The organism is Niastella soli (genome assembly GCF_017742245.1).
Classification (GTDB): Bacteria; Bacteroidota; Bacteroidia; order Chitinophagales; family Chitinophagaceae; genus Niastella; species Niastella soli.
Window position 1 is genome coordinate 2,675,918 of sequence record NZ_JAGHKO010000001.1, and the last position, 15,339, is coordinate 2,691,256.

Genomic DNA, 15,339 nt, shown 5'->3' on the forward strand with positions numbered 1-15,339 from the left:
ATGAAACGGGTTTGTGCGATTATATTCGTATTGACACTTTTGATACTATCCGCCTGTGACAGTGACAGTGGCAGGCGATTGAGCATTAACAGCAAAAAATTTATTCCTTACAAAGGGCATGAATGGTTGATCTTTAAAAGCGACCAGGGTGAAAAGGATACTATTAAGTTATCAGGATATGAAGACTTTTATACTGCTGTAGGATCGGTCTCCCACTATACAAATTATGAAACTTATCGTCTGAATTGCCTTTGGCCTTTACATAATGCGGGTGATTCATTAAAGAGCAAAAAATATTTAATCAGCGTATCGGTTGCGCAGACTGGAAAAACAGATGTAAGTTTTAGTTACGACGATTGGAGTAAATACTATCATTTTTGGAGTAATGAAGATCTTGATTCCATTTACAAACGTAACAAAGAGGTAGTACAAATAGGATCCAATGTGATAGCTGATGTCGTTAGAATCAGGAATCAGGAGTTAGGAACTTCCGCTCCCACTTATATGTCCATAATTTACTGGAGTATGACTAAAGGCATCATTGGCTTTAGTTTGGTGAATGGAACCATGTGGAAATTAGAAAAGGTTATTTCCTCGGCAGCGAATTGAAATACTCTCCCGGCGACATTTTAAAATACTTTTGAAAGTTGCGGCTGAAAAGACTCTGCGAGCTATAGCCCACCATTTTTGAGATCTCGTATAAGGAAAACTCATTTTCAGCTACTAAACTGGCGGCTTTTTTCAATCGGGTTATATCGATCAGTTCTTTGGGTGATAGGGAAGAAAGCGATTTTATTTTGCGGTAAAAGGTGGTGCGGCTCATATACATATGTTCCGCAAGCGTGTCTATATCAATATTAGGATCTTTAATATTAAGCTTTATATAGTCGTCTAATTTTTTCAGAAAGGCTTCATCCGTTTTTGAATGTGCCATTACGCCCACATCATCAAATGGTGAACTGGCAAAATGATCTTTTATTTTTCGGCGGTTCTTAAGCAGATTAGAGATCTGCATCTGCAATAGTTCTGAGGAGAAAGGCTTTTGTATATAGGCATCTGCACCTACTTCCAGTCCTTCTATATGTGCTGCATAGGTATTCTTGGAAGTAAGCAATATTATTGGAATATGACAGTATTCCACATTTGATTTGATCAGGCGGCACAGTTCAAACCCGTCTATACCCGGCATCATAATGTCAGATATGATCAGGTTGATCACTTCATTATCTAGAATGGTTTGGGCAATTTCTCCGTTTAGTGCAAGATGCAGTTTATACGTTTCGCCTAAAACTACAGATAAGAACTCCAGCATGTCTTCGTTATCATCAATAATAAGGATACTGTCTGTCATATTAATCAATCTTTTTCCAGCTGCTTAATTGAAATTCAAATTTTTGATGTACAGGCATCCGCAATTCAAAATTAATCAGATCGTGTTCGCCTGAGATTAATTGTAGCGATCCATTGTGTAGTTCTGTAAGCGATCTGGCAATGGATAGGCCAATACCGGTGCCTGGTTTGTTATTTCCGCGTACTCTTACAAATGGTTCAAAGATCTGATGTCTGAATTCCTCCGGAATGGCTTTCCCATCATTGATAAAATTGATAGTAAAATATTCGTCTGAATTGTTCACCCGAACGGAGGTACTGGTTGCCGCATATTTAACAGCATTTGATACCAGGTTCGTACTTATTTTAATGAATGCTTCCCTGTCAACAAAAGCCATAAAGTGATTGGCAGGTAATTCCATAGTAAGTTTAATATTATTGGCCGCTGCCTGTTCTTTGAAACCGTTCACCATATCAGTTAAGACGGCAACAATATCTGTTTTTACAAAGTTCAAGCTGAACTGGCTTGCTTCGGTTTTTCTGAAATCAAGCAGCTGGCTGGTTAGTTCCACCAGGCGCCTGGCATTTTTTTCGGCTATCGTCAGACTTCTATTGATCTCGGGGTCCTTACCAAGTTTTTTCTTCAGCCATTCTATTGGTCCCGCAATAAGCGTAAGCGGAGTTTGTATTTCATGGGTGATATTGGTAAAGAACTCAATTTTTGCCTGGTATATTTCCTTTTCTTTTTCGTGTTCAAATAATTGCAGTTTACGCAGATTTTTTTTGTCGAGGTATTGACGATATAACCGGGTGGCAATATAAATAGCTGTTACCAGGAGCAGTGTATATAAAATATTAGCAGTGTTACTTTTCCAGAAGGGGGGCATGATCTTAATGAACAGATTGCGTTCCTTTCCCACCCAGCTTCCAATGTTACTTTCGGCCTGAACAATAAATTCATAACTCCCGTGTGAAAGATCAGTAAAGTAAGCTTTACGGTTGGTGCTGAGATAGGTCCATGACTTGTCGAGCCCTTTCATTACATATTTATATCTTGTAACTTCCGGAGCGGAAAAATTAAGCGCGGCAAATTCAATACTGAAATTATTCTGATTGTATTCAAGGACGATCGTATCGGTGTACAGGATTGACTTATTAAGTGGGCTGTTATCCGCATTGGGTATAACTTCCTGATTATTGAGTTGGAAACCGGTAATATACGTAGGCGGGCTTGGTTCTTTCTTGTCGAATGAAGCCGGGTCGAAAGCAATCATCCCTTTTACCGAACCAAAATACATTTTCCCATCAATGGCTTTATAAGCCGAATTATAATTGAATTGATCCGTGATCAGTCCGTTTGCCTGTGTATATACTTTTATCGCTTCAGTGGCGATATTAAAACGTATCAGGCCTTTGAGGGAACTGATCCACAGGTGCCCGGACCTGTCTTCCAGGATGCCATATAATACGTTGGTGGGAAGCCCGTTTTCTGTAGTGTAACTTTTAGTGCTTTTCCAATCGGCACTTAATTTTATTAACCCGCCACCGGTGGTTGCAAACCAAAGTGCGTGTTCACTGTCTTCAAAAATGTTATATACGGCAAATTCATTGATGTACTGTCTGTTTACCGTATCTCCAAACCGGAAGTTCCCATGCCGGCCTGTTTTAGGATTATAGTAGAAAGCGCCCTGGTTTACACTGCCTGTCCAGATATTCCCTTTTGAATCCTCAAAAATGTCAAATACATAAGAGTTATAAGGGATCTGGGAAATTCGCGTAAATGTTTTATGTTGGGTGTCGTACTCAAATAAGCCGGAGCCATGGTACGCGGTACCAACTAACAAATGATCATCTTTTGTTCGGTAAATGGAAATTACAAAATCACTTAGCAGGTCGTTCTTGCTGCCTACAAATTTAAACCGGTCTGTAATGGCGCCGGTGCGAATATCCATTACCTCCATGCCGTGAAAGAATGGGCCAATAAATAGTTGATTATCCCAGGCCAGCAAGCCATGGATATTGGGGTAGGAAATAGCGCCTTTTTTTCCGGACGAAGTATAATTAGTGATCTCACCGGTTTTTAAATTCAGCTTATTGATGCCGGCATCTTCGGTACCAATCCATAAGTTATTGTGGTTGTCGGCTGCTATTTCCCGCACCGCCTCACCTGAGATAGAGTTGATACCGGGTATGGGATAGAACTTTTCAAACCGGGAGTTGTCTTTAGAGCAATAGTTTATTCCGCCAAAATAGGTGCCAGCCCACATGCCACCGTGGTTGTCCTGGCAAAGTGTGTAAACGGCGTTATCAGTGATCGCATAAGGTGATCCGGGTTGTTTTATCAGATTCTTGCTTATGTTGTGAACGGGGTCAAAGATATAGATCCCTGATTCTGTAGCGATCCAGTATTGCCCATCATTGTCAATGGCAATGTCGCGAACGTAAATGTCGCTTTTATCGGTGCGCAGGGATAAGGAGCTTACTTTGCCGGTTTGGGAATTGTAGCTTTTTAATCCATGTTTAAAACAACCTATGAGTAATTCGTTCTTGTTGATGGGGTATATTTTGCTTACAGACCGGGCGTTATCAGGGAGGCTTTTATCAACGATCCGGACCTTGGGACCATTTGTCTTTTGCGGATCGTATATGCTGATGTTACCATCATTGTCGCCCATCCACAAATTCATGTCAGCGTCCAGGGAAATACAGGAAGCTGTTGTCTTTAGGTTTTCAAACCTGTTGTCAGCGGCCGTGTACTTGCATAAGGAGAAATTTACAAGACACCACAGATCGTTATTCTTGTCTATAATTAGATTGCTGGTGTATTCTTTGGGGGCTGTTTCAATTTCAAAACAGAGTTCTTTATAGGGGTCATATTTAAAAAGACCTTTGCCCGTTCCCACCCAGATCATCCCATTTTTATCTTCTGCAATGGAATTAATGACGTTATTTCCTATTCTGCCAAATTTGTCTTTTTGATTTTCGCAGGTTTTGAAAGTATAACCGTCAAAGCGATTGATGCCATCGCGTGTCCCTATCCAGATCAGTCCCTTGCCGTCTTGTATGATAGCCGTTACAGCATTATGCCTAAGTCCATCATCCACCTGGTAATGTTTAAAATAATATTGACCAAAGGATGCGGACGTGGCAGGCAGCGACAAAAGTATCGACGTAATAATGTGGTACAGCAAGCGCATAATTCCCTGATTCAAATATATATAATTGATGGTTATAATACTCCAGAATTGACACGATTCGGCAAAATATTGAACAAAGCATTTGAACGGGGTTTATTTATTTTGACGTGAATGCTGTGCTATATATAAAGTAACGTTATGCGATTGTTTTTGTCATTGATATTATTCTTCTTTATTTTCAGAAGTAATTCTCAGCAGTTGGTATTGCCTGGCGATCATCCCGACCCCTCAGTAGTTAAAATTGGTAATGAATACTGGGGGGTAGGCACTACCTCCAACTGGTTTCCCGCTTTTCCTTTATATCACTCCACTGATCTTGTCAACTGGTCAGCCGCCGGTCATGTGTTTACAGAATTACCCGCCTGGGCCGATTATTATCTGTGGGCGCCCGAGATCACGTACGATAATGGTAAAGTATACCTGTATTATACAGCGCATAAAAAGGGTGGGAACCTTTGTGTGGCAGCAGCCGTTGCAGATAAACCTGAAGGCCCCTATAAAGACCTGGGACCTCTTATGTGCCAGGAAGATGGCTCTATAGATGCTTTTTCCATGCGGGATGAACATGGGAAGCTGTACCTGATCTGGAAAGAAGATGGCAACAGTATTGGCAAACCTACGCCTATCTGGGCTGCAGAAATGAAGGAGGATAGAACGGCGTTGGTGGGTGAGAAGCAGGAATTGTTTCGTGCAGATGTGGCCTGGGAAAAAGGCCTGGTAGAAGGGGTTTCGATAATAAAACAGAATGATTACTATTATACCTTTTATGCCGCGGCTGCCTGCTGCGGCAAATCCTGCACTTATGGCACCGGCATTGCAAGAGCTAAAAGCCTGCTTGGTCCCTGGGAAAAATATCCGGGGAACCCGGTATTGTCGGGCAACACCGAGTGGAAATGCCCCGGTCATGGAACACCTGTAAAAAAGGATGGCAGATACTATTTTCTTTACCATGCTTATAGCGCAAATACGGGGGCATACGGCGGAAGACAAGGGCTGTTAAATGAGTTTGAATTTACCTCTGATGGATGGGTGCGGTTTTTGAATGGTAATAATTACGGCAAAGTAACAACCCCCGAAAGAATTGTTGATCGTTTCTCCGCTAAAACACTTTCCGGTAACTGGCATTGGAGCGTTTTTCAGCCTGTGCAATACAATATCGCAAACAATACATTAAAACTACAGGCGCTGCCTTCTGCTTCCGGCGCCTATATAGGACAATCTGTTTTAACTGGTAATTACTATGCAGAAGTTACTGTACAAAAAAACGCTACGGCACAGGCCGGTCTTGCTTTAATAGGAGATGACCGAAATATTTTATATGCCGTAGTTGACAGCAACGCCATTCGGCTGGTACAGGTAAAAAAGGGGGAGCTACAGGTTATTGCTGAAGAAAGGATCAGAAAACCTTCGAGTGTAAGCCTGAGAGCGCAGGTGAAAAACAATACGGAGGTCACATTTACATACAGTGCAGATGGTGCACCATTTAATGTGCTGAATAATAACGCTGCCGATATCTCGTATCTGCCACCGTGGGACAGGGCCGTGCGTGTAGGGTTGGTTTCAAAAGGCCCGGTTGAAAAGGCGGCGTTTTTCAAAAATTTTATACTGGTCAATGACGGGAATTCATCCGGGGAAAATATTGTTCGGGGAAGCAACTAATCAAACCAATATATGAAACAGTTAACCATTACAGGTTGTGATTCCCGCAACCAACCAGGTTTGGCAGAAGTCTCAGCTTTCAGATTAAAAATTAAAGCGTATGTATAAAAAGGTACTAACAGTTTTGTTGTTGCTTCCTTTTCAGTTGTTGATAGCTCAAAAAAGCAGCCTCACTAAATTTCCCAAAGGCTATACGCCGCAAGAAGTAGGTAAATTGATCGCATACCGTTTTATAAATGCCAAACATGCATTACATGCAGGTAAATGGATCAGCTATCCCGAAACATTCTATTGGAATGGTTCATTGAAGTATGCTTCATTGACCAATGATAAAAAGCTGCTTGATTCTTTGGAACAAAAATTCCAGCCACTGTTAACGACAGATACGGCCTTGTTGCCTATTAAAAACCATGTGGACCTGAACATGTTTGGCAGTCTTCCGCTTAATCTTTATCAAATAACAAAAGATAAAAAATATCTGGAACTGGGGTTGCCCTATGCCGATACGCAATGGGAGGTCCCTGAAAACAGCAAACCAGAACAAAAGGCCTGGGCTGAAAAAGGGTATTCCTGGGAAACGCGCCTGTGGATCGATGATATGTATATGATCACCATCGTACAAACACAGGCCTATAAGGTAACCCGGGATGTAAAATATATTGATCGTGCAGCCAGGGAAATGGTACTCTATTTAGAGCAGCTGCAACGCCCGAACGGTCTGTTCTATCATGCGCCCGATGTGCCGTTTTATTGGGGCCGTGGTAATGGGTGGATGGCTGCAGGCATGACGGAATTATTGCGCTATTTACCTGAAAACAATCAATACCGTTCCCGAATAATGCAAGGATATCAAACCATGATGAAAAGCTTAAAGGATTTTCAAACGCCAGGTGGTATGTGGAATCAGTTGATTGATGAAAAAGACAGCTGGGCAGAAACTTCCGGATCAGCCATGTTTACCTATGCCATGATCACAGGGGTAAAACAAAACTGGTTGGATGCTAAAGAATACGGACCTGTAGCCCGGAAAGCCTGGATGGCGATGGTGCCTTATATTGACGAAAAGGGCGCTGTTTCCGAGGTGTGCGTGGGTACCAATAAAAAGAACGATAAACAGTATTATTATGACCGGCCACGCAATAAGGGTGATTATCACGGGCAGGCGCCTTACCTTTGGTGTGTTGCTGCGCTTCTTGAAAAATAAAGATCTAACAATGCACAAGATTGTATTATTATCCCTTTTCTGTTTCCTTCTTGGTAATGTGAATGCACAGGATGCCGGTACCTACAGTAATCCTTTGAATGTGCAGTTTGGTGATCCTTATATTTTACGAACTACCGGTGGAAAGTATTATATGTATGGGACCGGGGCTGGCGCTGAAAATGGTTTTGTAGCTTATTCATCTGGTGATCTGATAAACTGGAAACGCGAAGGCCAGGTGTATTATGGAAATAATAAGAATGGCTGGGGCGAAAATTCATACTGGGCACCCGAAGTATATGAACGAAACGGAAAGTATTATTTGTTCTATAGTGCGCAATGGAAAGTGAACCCCGGGAAGGACTTGGAAAATTTTAAAATAGGTGTAGCAGTGGCCGATCAACCAACCGGGCCATTTGTTGATCTACAGGATAAACCGGTATTTGATCCGGGATATCCGATCATAGATGCCAATGTACTTTTTGCCGAAGATGGCAGAACTTATTTGTATTACTCCAGATGTTGTTATAAGCATCCTGTAGAAAGCGAGGTGGCCTCATGGGCCCGTGAAAAAGGCTGGTTTAATGAAGTGGAAGAAAGCTGGGTATATGGGGTGGAAATGAAACCAGATTTTAGCGGGGTTATCGGTGAACCGGTTCTGTTATTGCGTCCGCCGGTAAAAATGAAAGATCCGCAGGCTACATGGGAAAGCCAATCCGTTATTTCAAAAGAAGTGAACCGCCGCTGGACAGAAGGCTCCTGTATTTTCAAAAAAGGCGATACGTATTACATGATGTACTCGGCCAATTATTTTGGTGGAAAGAACTATGCGGTCGGATATGCTACGGCTAAAAATCCACTAGGGCCTTTTACAAAGGCGGCTAATAACCCGGTGCTTCAAAAAAATACCGCAACTGGTGGAATTGTTACCGGCACGGGCCACAATAGCGTTACCTATGCGCCAGACGGGAAAACTATGTTATGTGTATACCATGGCCGTACCAGTAAAACGGGTGATGAGCGGGTGGTGTTTATTGATAAAATGAAAATAGCAAAGGACGGTATATTAACGGTAGAAGGACCAACCACCGGCCAACAACAATTGGCAACTACCACCAATCCATTATTGGCAGATCCTACTTTGTTTTATAATGAAGGTAAATATTACTTATACGGAACAGTTGGAAAGAATAGTGACAGTGGTTTCAAAGCGTATAGTTCAGTTGATAAAATAGCCTGGAAGGAGGAAGGGTATGTATTGCGCAAAGGCGAAAGCTATGGGACCAAGGGCTTTTGGGCGCCTCAGATCTTTAAATACCAGGGGAAATTTTACATGGCTTACACAGCCAATGAACATATTGCAATAGCCAGCGCAAATAGTCCGTTGGGACCATTCACACAAAAGGAGCAAAAGCCATTGGAGGCGCCGGTAAGAATGATCGATCCTTATGTATATTTTGATCCATCAGGGAAGATTTATTTATATCATGTGCGTCTGCAGAATGGCAATCGCATTTTTGTAGCCGAATTGGGAAAAGACCTTTCTGCTATTGATACGGCTACGGTGAAGGAATGTATCAGTGCTTCCCAGGCCTGGGAGGATACAAAAAAAGTGCCGTGGAAAGTGACCGAAGGTCCAACCGTGATAAAACAGGATGGGTTGTATTATATGACTTATTCCGCCAATGATTTTCGTAATCCTGACTATGCTATAGGGTATGCAACGGCTGCCAGTCCAATAGGTCCCTGGACTAAAAGCAACAGCAATCCCATTATTTCAAGAAAAAATATAGGCATAAACGGAACAGGACATGGTGATATCCTGCTGGATACAAACGGAAAGATGCTGTATGTGTTTCATGTGCATTTTTCTGATACACAGGTGGCACCAAGAAGAACAGCGATAATAGCATTTCAATTTAAAAAAGGTAAGAATAAAGCAGCCGAATTGATGGCGCTCCCCAATACTTTCAGGCTTTTAAACGAATGATGGGGCATTTTGGAATGATTCGACAAGAGTTTGAACAGAACATCCGATGGATGTTCTTTTTTTTTACAGTCAGGAAGCTGTAAACGTTCAAACGATTGCATCAAACCAAAACGATTGACCATTATGGAAAAACATTTAAAAATAATCAGGCGGAGTTATGCCTTTTTATTGCCGCGCAGAGGTGTATTCTTTCTGCCTTCTGCCCTCTGTCTTCTGCCCTTTTTTCTGCTGCTTTCTTTTTGTGCCTACACGCAGGACAAAACCGTAACCGGAAAGGTTACCGACTCGCTTGGGAATGGATTACCCGATGTTACGATTGCAGTTAAGGGAACAGCGACGAGTGTAAAGACCAATTCAAAAGGTGCATTCAGTATCCCGATGGGCACGGGCACCACCTTAAAGATCTCTCACATAAGTTATGTTGGCAAAGAAGTTACCGTAGATGGAAATTCCCCCATAACCATTACCCTGACGCCTGCGGCGTCCGTTTATGACGATGTGGTGGTGGTAGGGTATGGTACCATGAAGAAGAAGGACCTCACCGGCTCCATTATTCAGGTGCGCCCCGATAATATCGCCAACGAAAATCCAAAAACAGTTCAGGACATCCTGCGCGGTACGCCAGGTTTGCGGGTAGGGTATGATCCTTCTGCCAAGGGGGGCGGTAACCTGGAGATCCGTGGCCGTCGTTCCGTGTATGATGATGGCGGGCACAACAACCCGCTGATCGTGCTGGACGGGATGATCTTTTATGGTGAATTGTCCGAGATCAATCCCGATGATATTGAACAGATCGATGTGCTGAAAGATGCCTCGGCTGCAGCGGTATATGGGGCAAAAGCTGCCAATGGCGTAATTCTTATAGCTACCAAAAAAGGTAAACCAGGCAAACCTGTAATCACGGCCACCATGAACATGGGCGCTACACAAATAAGTAATTACCGGAAAAGATTTACGCCTGAAGCCTATTTGCAACACCGGCAGGACTGGTTGACAAAGAACTCCTATGGGGTAAATCCACAAACCGGCGCCTATGAAGCCTACCAAATGGGCACCTATGCCAGCAAGCCCGGATATTTTATGCAACCCGATCAGCTGCCAGATAATGTTTCCCTTGATCAATGGCGGAATTATACCAGCAATACGGCCAACGAGTCAGACAAAAGCATTTGGGGCCGGCGATTAGGGTTTACCGGCAATGCCCTGCAGAATTTACTGGATGGAAAAACAACAGACTGGGCCGATCATACTTTAAGGACCGGGATCAATTCTGATTATAATCTTAGCTTAAGTGGCGCCAGCGATAAGGTCAACTACTATTTCTCCGTGGGTTATTTGAAGAACCAGGGCGGCGTGGTAAGCGATAATTACCGCTCAATACGCTCCAATCTGAAAGTAGATGCAAAGGTGAACAAATGGTTTGAAGTAGGTGCTAATGTGAATTTTCAGGACCGCTCTGATGGTAATATAGATATCGATACCAACCAGATGTTGCGGAACAGCCCGTTTGCAGATTACGATGATGGGGCTGGTAACCCTACACAATATCCGCTGAGCTCAGAATACAGCCAGCGCGGATACAATTATGATTTTCAGAACAAATACCTCGAACTTGAAAAAGGGTATACGGTGCTGAATACTATTTTGAATGCCAAAGTAAAGCTGCCTTTCAATATCACTTATTCTTTCAATGCTTCGCCCCGCTTACAGTTCTTCTACGACCGTTATTTTATGTCGGCAGAACTGCCCGGCTCCGATCCCAAAACACGCGGCGCCAACCGGGAGCAGAACAAACGCTTCGACTGGTCGCTTAATAACACCATTAGCTGGGACCAGTGGTTTGCTCATAAGCACCACGTAATGGTGACCCTGGTACAGGAAGCGGAGGACCGAAGGTTCTGGAAAGATCGCATAGAAGCCCGAAATATTCTTCCTTCCGATGCATTGGGTTTCCATAATACAAAAAATGGCAGTAAGGAGAACAGTAATTACTCCAGCAGCGATGCGCACCAGTCTGCAGATGCCTTATTGGGACGGTTGTTTTATTCTTACGACAACCGCTATATGATCACCACCTCTATCCGCAGGGACGGGTATTCAGCATTCGGTTCCTCCAATCCATATGCGGTGTTTCCTTCACTGGCACTGGCATGGACGTTCACCAACGAAAAGTTCTTCCGGTGGAATAATATCATGAGTAATGGTAAACTGCGCTTTTCCTATGGGAAAAATGGTAACCGGTCGCTGGACGATCCTTATGTGGCGTTGTCAAACCTTTCTGAAGGAGCAGGTAAAATGCAGGGATATTTGAATGCCGCCGGTCAGTTGCTTTTATACCGGTATTTATATGCCGACAGGTTAGCCAACCCCCATTTGCAATGGGAAAAAACTACGGCCTGGAACGTAGGGTTTGATTTTGGTTTCCTCAACGATCGCATAACCGGGTCAGTGGAATATTATACGATGCAGACGCACGATATGATCATGGAGGAAAAGATCCCCAGTTTTACCGGCTTTGGGACCATTACCACCAACCTGGGGCAGGTTAACAACGACGGGGTTGAGCTGGCTTTGAATACCGTTAATATGCGCAAACCTAATTTCCAATGGAATACCACCTTCAGTTTATCGTATAATAGAAACAGGATCATGCATTTGAATTCTCACCAGACCGATGTGTTGGATGCAAACGGGAATGTAATAGGTTCTAAAGAAGCGGACGATTTTACTAACAAATGGTTTATTGGAAAACCCATCGGTACTATCTGGGATTACCGGGTTACCGGTATCTGGCAGGCCAACGAAGTGGCTGAAGCGGCGGAGTACGGCCAGTTGCCCGGCGATCCAAAAGTGGCGAACAATTATACCGGCGATGACACGAAAAATGCCAGTGGCACTATTACCCATGTTTATAACGACAAAGACAAGGAGTTCTTAGGGACAACCTCACCGCCATGGCATTGGGCAATCCGCAATGAATTCTTATTATGGAAAGACCTGAGTGTTTCTTTCAACATGTACGCTTACCTGGGGCATAAAAGTTTATTCGACGGGTATTTAAATACAGACGATTTGGGTGGACGCATGCAGTACGCATTACAGAACGTTTCCGCAAAAGAATACTGGACGCCCGAGCATCCCTCCGGCAAGTTTGGACGCATAGAGGCCAAGGGCCCAACCGGCGCAGCAGGTGCCCAGATGTTGTACAACCGTTCTTTTATGCGCCTCGACAACTTTTCAGTAGGCTACACCCTGCCTAAAGAATGGACTTCAAGGGTTACCTTAAACCGGGTGAAAGTGTTCGGCACCGTACGTAACGTACGTTCATGGGCGAAAGACTGGCCATACGGTGACCCTGAAACAAATGAATGGGCAACGCGGGTATACAACCTGGGTCTAAACTTAATTTTCTAATCTATTAGCCTGAAAGATATGCAGCCAAAAAATAAAAAGCTAAATCGTGTGTTTAGTTGCCTCACCTTATTTCTTGTTGGTGTAGTATGTTTAAGCAGTTGCTCCAAGAAATTTTTAAAACCTGATCCGCTGTCTATTTACGAACCTGGTGCTACGTTCAGTACCGAAAATGGACTGATATCGGCCATGGCTTTGTGCGACCGGACTTTGAAAGCTTACTGGGCAACAGATCATACCGAAATGCTTACACTGGGAACGGAATACATCTTTTCTGAAATGATGGTGGCCAGCGCTACCGATAAACGCAGCATGTTGTGCGATGTAGCGAATATGCTTACCCCTTCCAGTGAAACCGTTTATCAGAACCTCGACAGAACAAACAGTATCTGGTTTTTGTGGGAAGAGGTCTATAAGAATATCATGTATGCCAATACCATTATACAATATGTAGATGGCATAGAATCGCTTGACCAGAATACCAAAAACATGTATAAAGGCCGGGCTTATTTTCATCGCGCCTTTCGCTATATGAACCTTGTTTGCGAGTTTGGCGATATCCCGTTGGTAACATCGATCATTGAAGTGCCCAAGCAAAATTGGCGCAGCACGAAAAAAGATGCCATCCTGCAAATGCTTGCCCACGATATGGAACTTGCGGTGCAATGGGTGCCCGATCAAAAAGAAATGCCAACGGTAGGATTAATAAATAAAGGCGCCTGCCGGATGCTGCTGGCCAAATGTTACCTGGCCATAGGCGAGTATGCCAAGGCAAAGGAACAGACTGATATCCTGATCAACCAGTCGGGTTATTCGTTGATGCAAAATACCTTTGGCACCTTTAACGATGGAGGCGAACCGCTAACGTGGCCAATTACCCGTAATGTGATCTGGGACCTGCACCGCCCGGAGAATAAACTAATCGCGGCCAACCGCGAGGTGATTATGGGAATGCCAAACAGGGGTTCAGACCAGGAGTCATTCGTTCAGATGCTCACCATGCGTATCCTGTATCCATTTGTATTTGACTCCAGGATCCAGACAAAAGATGGCAAACAGGCATTATTGAATATAAGACGATCTGATGCGGCTAATTATAACTCAAAGTATGACTACATGCGGGCGTTCGGACGTGGTATTGCCACCTTCAGGCCCACTAATTTTTCAACCAATGCACTTTGGAATGTAAATGGAGTGATGGATGCGGGTGACTTACGTCACAACTCACAGGTAGGTAACTGGATCCGCATGGAAGATTACCGGGTTAACAACAAAGCCTCTAAGGAATTTGGCAACCCGATCACTTTGTACAATACCAACGGCGCCCTGCTATGCAGCGATACTATTCGCCGCTGGTTCGATGTGCCCCATTATAAATTCTTTTTGGATGATCCGGTTAACGAAGCCAATGTCTCCGGTTCCGACGGACTCAGGGGAGCGACCAACGGTGGCATAGCAGACTGGTATCTCTACCGGTTGGCAGAAGCCTATCTGCTGCGTGCCGAAGCAAAGTATTATGTGAATCCGTCTGATGTAACTATTAAGGACGACCTGAATGCCGTGCGGCAAAGAGCCAAATGCACCCAGCTGTACCAGGGCGCAGTTACTATCGGCGATATTATGAACGAACGCGCCCGTGAATTGTATTGGGAAGAATGGCGTAATGTAGAGTTAAAGCGGGTATCGCTGTGTTTGGCCCGCAGCGGCCAACCAGATGAATGGGGTAATGTATACAACCTGAACGATTATGACAAACAAGCCGGAACAGGGCCAACAGGCGGAAGTTATTGGTATCAGCGTATTAACCATTACAGCCTGTATAATAAAGGCCCCATCCAGATCAATACAACAGGTAATAGCAATCCCAACTATACAATGGATAAAAAGAATATGTACTGGCCCATTCCTTATGTTGCAATTACCTCAAATTATAAAGGCCAGCTGAGTCAGAATTATGGCTATGATGGTTATGACCCCAGTACGCCCAAATGGGACAACTGGGAAGATGCGGTTGCAGATGAAAGTAAGAATTAAGCAGCGTTTATATTACGGGAGGCTTGTCAGATTGTCCTCCCACGAAAACAACAGGAGCCTCTCCCGATTCATCGGGCGGGGCTTTTTTCTACCATTACCAATTACTTAGAGCGCTTTAGGAAATCTCCATCAATAATTAAAAGTTTCACCCCGTTCTCTGAATACGATCTGTGACTGCTAAGGTCATCCGATACTATGTAGGTCATGCCCTGGCCAAGCCTGAATTGTTGGCCATTATCCAACTCACTAACAAATTCTCCCTCGAGGCAATGTACTATATGCCCTTTTTTACACCAGTGATCAGCCAGGTATCCCATTGAATAATCAACTCTGCGAATACGCAATCCTTCCAATTGTAAGGTCCTCCAAATGGCTTTACCATTGGTGCCGGAATGCTCAGTTGCAGGAATTAGGTCCCAGTCAATTGTTTGAAAGTTGAAATTGCTCATGGAATAATTTTTACGTCTTGTGAGCAAAAAAAGCATTTCCCAATTGAAAAATGGGCTTTTCTGTTACAG

9 protein-coding genes are annotated in these 15,339 nt (G+C 43.7%); 6 read left to right on the forward strand and 3 right to left on the reverse strand.

The features are described from left to right. Positions 1-609, forward strand: a complete 609-nt coding sequence (locus J7I42_RS11030) for a hypothetical protein (RefSeq protein ID WP_209138834.1) — start codon at positions 1-3, stop codon at positions 607-609. On the opposite strand, the gene J7I42_RS11035 is transcribed toward J7I42_RS11030, so the two are convergent. Continuing rightward, positions 587-1,351, reverse strand: a complete 765-nt coding sequence (locus J7I42_RS11035) for a response regulator transcription factor (RefSeq protein ID WP_209138835.1) — start codon at positions 1,349-1,351, stop codon at positions 587-589. The genes J7I42_RS11030 and J7I42_RS11035 overlap by 23 nt on opposite strands. A gap of 1 nt (position 1,352) precedes the next feature. Next, positions 1,353-4,526, reverse strand: coding sequence for a ligand-binding sensor domain-containing protein (locus J7I42_RS11040; RefSeq protein ID WP_209138836.1), 3,174 nt, complete (start codon positions 4,524-4,526; stop codon positions 1,353-1,355). A 138-nt stretch (positions 4,527-4,664) separates the two neighbouring features. On the opposite strand from J7I42_RS11040, the gene J7I42_RS11045 reads away from it, so the two are divergent. From J7I42_RS11045 to J7I42_RS11065, 5 genes are all read left to right on the forward strand, one after another. Further along, the gene (locus tag J7I42_RS11045) at positions 4,665-6,185 is read left to right on the forward strand and encodes a glycoside hydrolase family 43 protein (RefSeq protein ID WP_209138837.1); all 1,521 of its coding nucleotides are present in this window, start codon (positions 4,665-4,667) and stop codon (positions 6,183-6,185) included. A gap of 100 nt (positions 6,186-6,285) precedes the next feature. Next, positions 6,286-7,389, forward strand: a complete 1,104-nt coding sequence (locus tag J7I42_RS11050) for a glycoside hydrolase family 88/105 protein (RefSeq protein WP_209138838.1) — start codon at positions 6,286-6,288, stop codon at positions 7,387-7,389. Between the two features lie 10 nt (positions 7,390-7,399). Then, the gene (locus J7I42_RS11055) at positions 7,400-9,376 is read left to right on the forward strand and encodes a glycoside hydrolase family 43 protein (RefSeq protein ID WP_209138839.1); all 1,977 of its coding nucleotides are present in this window, start codon (positions 7,400-7,402) and stop codon (positions 9,374-9,376) included. A 123-nt stretch (positions 9,377-9,499) separates the two neighbouring features. Next, a complete protein-coding gene (locus J7I42_RS11060) occupies positions 9,500-12,790 on the forward strand; it encodes a SusC/RagA family TonB-linked outer membrane protein (RefSeq protein WP_209138840.1) in 3,291 nt (1,096 codons plus the stop codon). Positions 12,791-12,808: 18 nt separating this feature from the next. Then, positions 12,809-14,821, forward strand: coding sequence for a RagB/SusD family nutrient uptake outer membrane protein (locus J7I42_RS11065; protein WP_209138841.1), 2,013 nt, complete (start codon positions 12,809-12,811; stop codon positions 14,819-14,821). A gap of 101 nt (positions 14,822-14,922) precedes the next feature. Here J7I42_RS11065 and J7I42_RS11070 read toward each other — a convergent pair whose 3' ends face one another. Then, entirely contained in the window at positions 14,923-15,270 is a 348-nt protein-coding gene (locus J7I42_RS11070) for a DHCW motif cupin fold protein (RefSeq protein ID WP_209138842.1), read from the reverse strand. Between the last annotated feature and the right edge of the window lie 69 nt (positions 15,271-15,339).

Excerpts from the sequence above, each read along its gene's own strand:
- J7I42_RS11030 (WP_209138834.1), top strand. The coding sequence starts at position 1 with ATGAAACGGGTTTGTGCGATTATATTCGTATTGACACTTTTGATACTA.
- J7I42_RS11035 (WP_209138835.1), bottom strand. The coding sequence starts at position 1,351 with ATGACAGACAGTATCCTTATTATTGATGATAACGAAGACATGCTGGAG.
- J7I42_RS11040 (WP_209138836.1), bottom strand. The coding sequence starts at position 4,526 with ATGCGCTTGCTGTACCACATTATTACGTCGATACTTTTGTCGCTGCCT.
- J7I42_RS11045 (WP_209138837.1), top strand. The coding sequence starts at position 4,665 with ATGCGATTGTTTTTGTCATTGATATTATTCTTCTTTATTTTCAGAAGT.
- J7I42_RS11050 (WP_209138838.1), top strand. The coding sequence starts at position 6,286 with ATGTATAAAAAGGTACTAACAGTTTTGTTGTTGCTTCCTTTTCAGTTG.
- J7I42_RS11055 (WP_209138839.1), top strand. The coding sequence starts at position 7,400 with ATGCACAAGATTGTATTATTATCCCTTTTCTGTTTCCTTCTTGGTAAT.
- J7I42_RS11060 (WP_209138840.1), top strand. The coding sequence starts at position 9,500 with ATGGAAAAACATTTAAAAATAATCAGGCGGAGTTATGCCTTTTTATTG.
- J7I42_RS11065 (WP_209138841.1), top strand. The coding sequence starts at position 12,809 with ATGCAGCCAAAAAATAAAAAGCTAAATCGTGTGTTTAGTTGCCTCACC.
- J7I42_RS11070 (WP_209138842.1), bottom strand. The coding sequence starts at position 15,270 with ATGAGCAATTTCAACTTTCAAACAATTGACTGGGACCTAATTCCTGCA.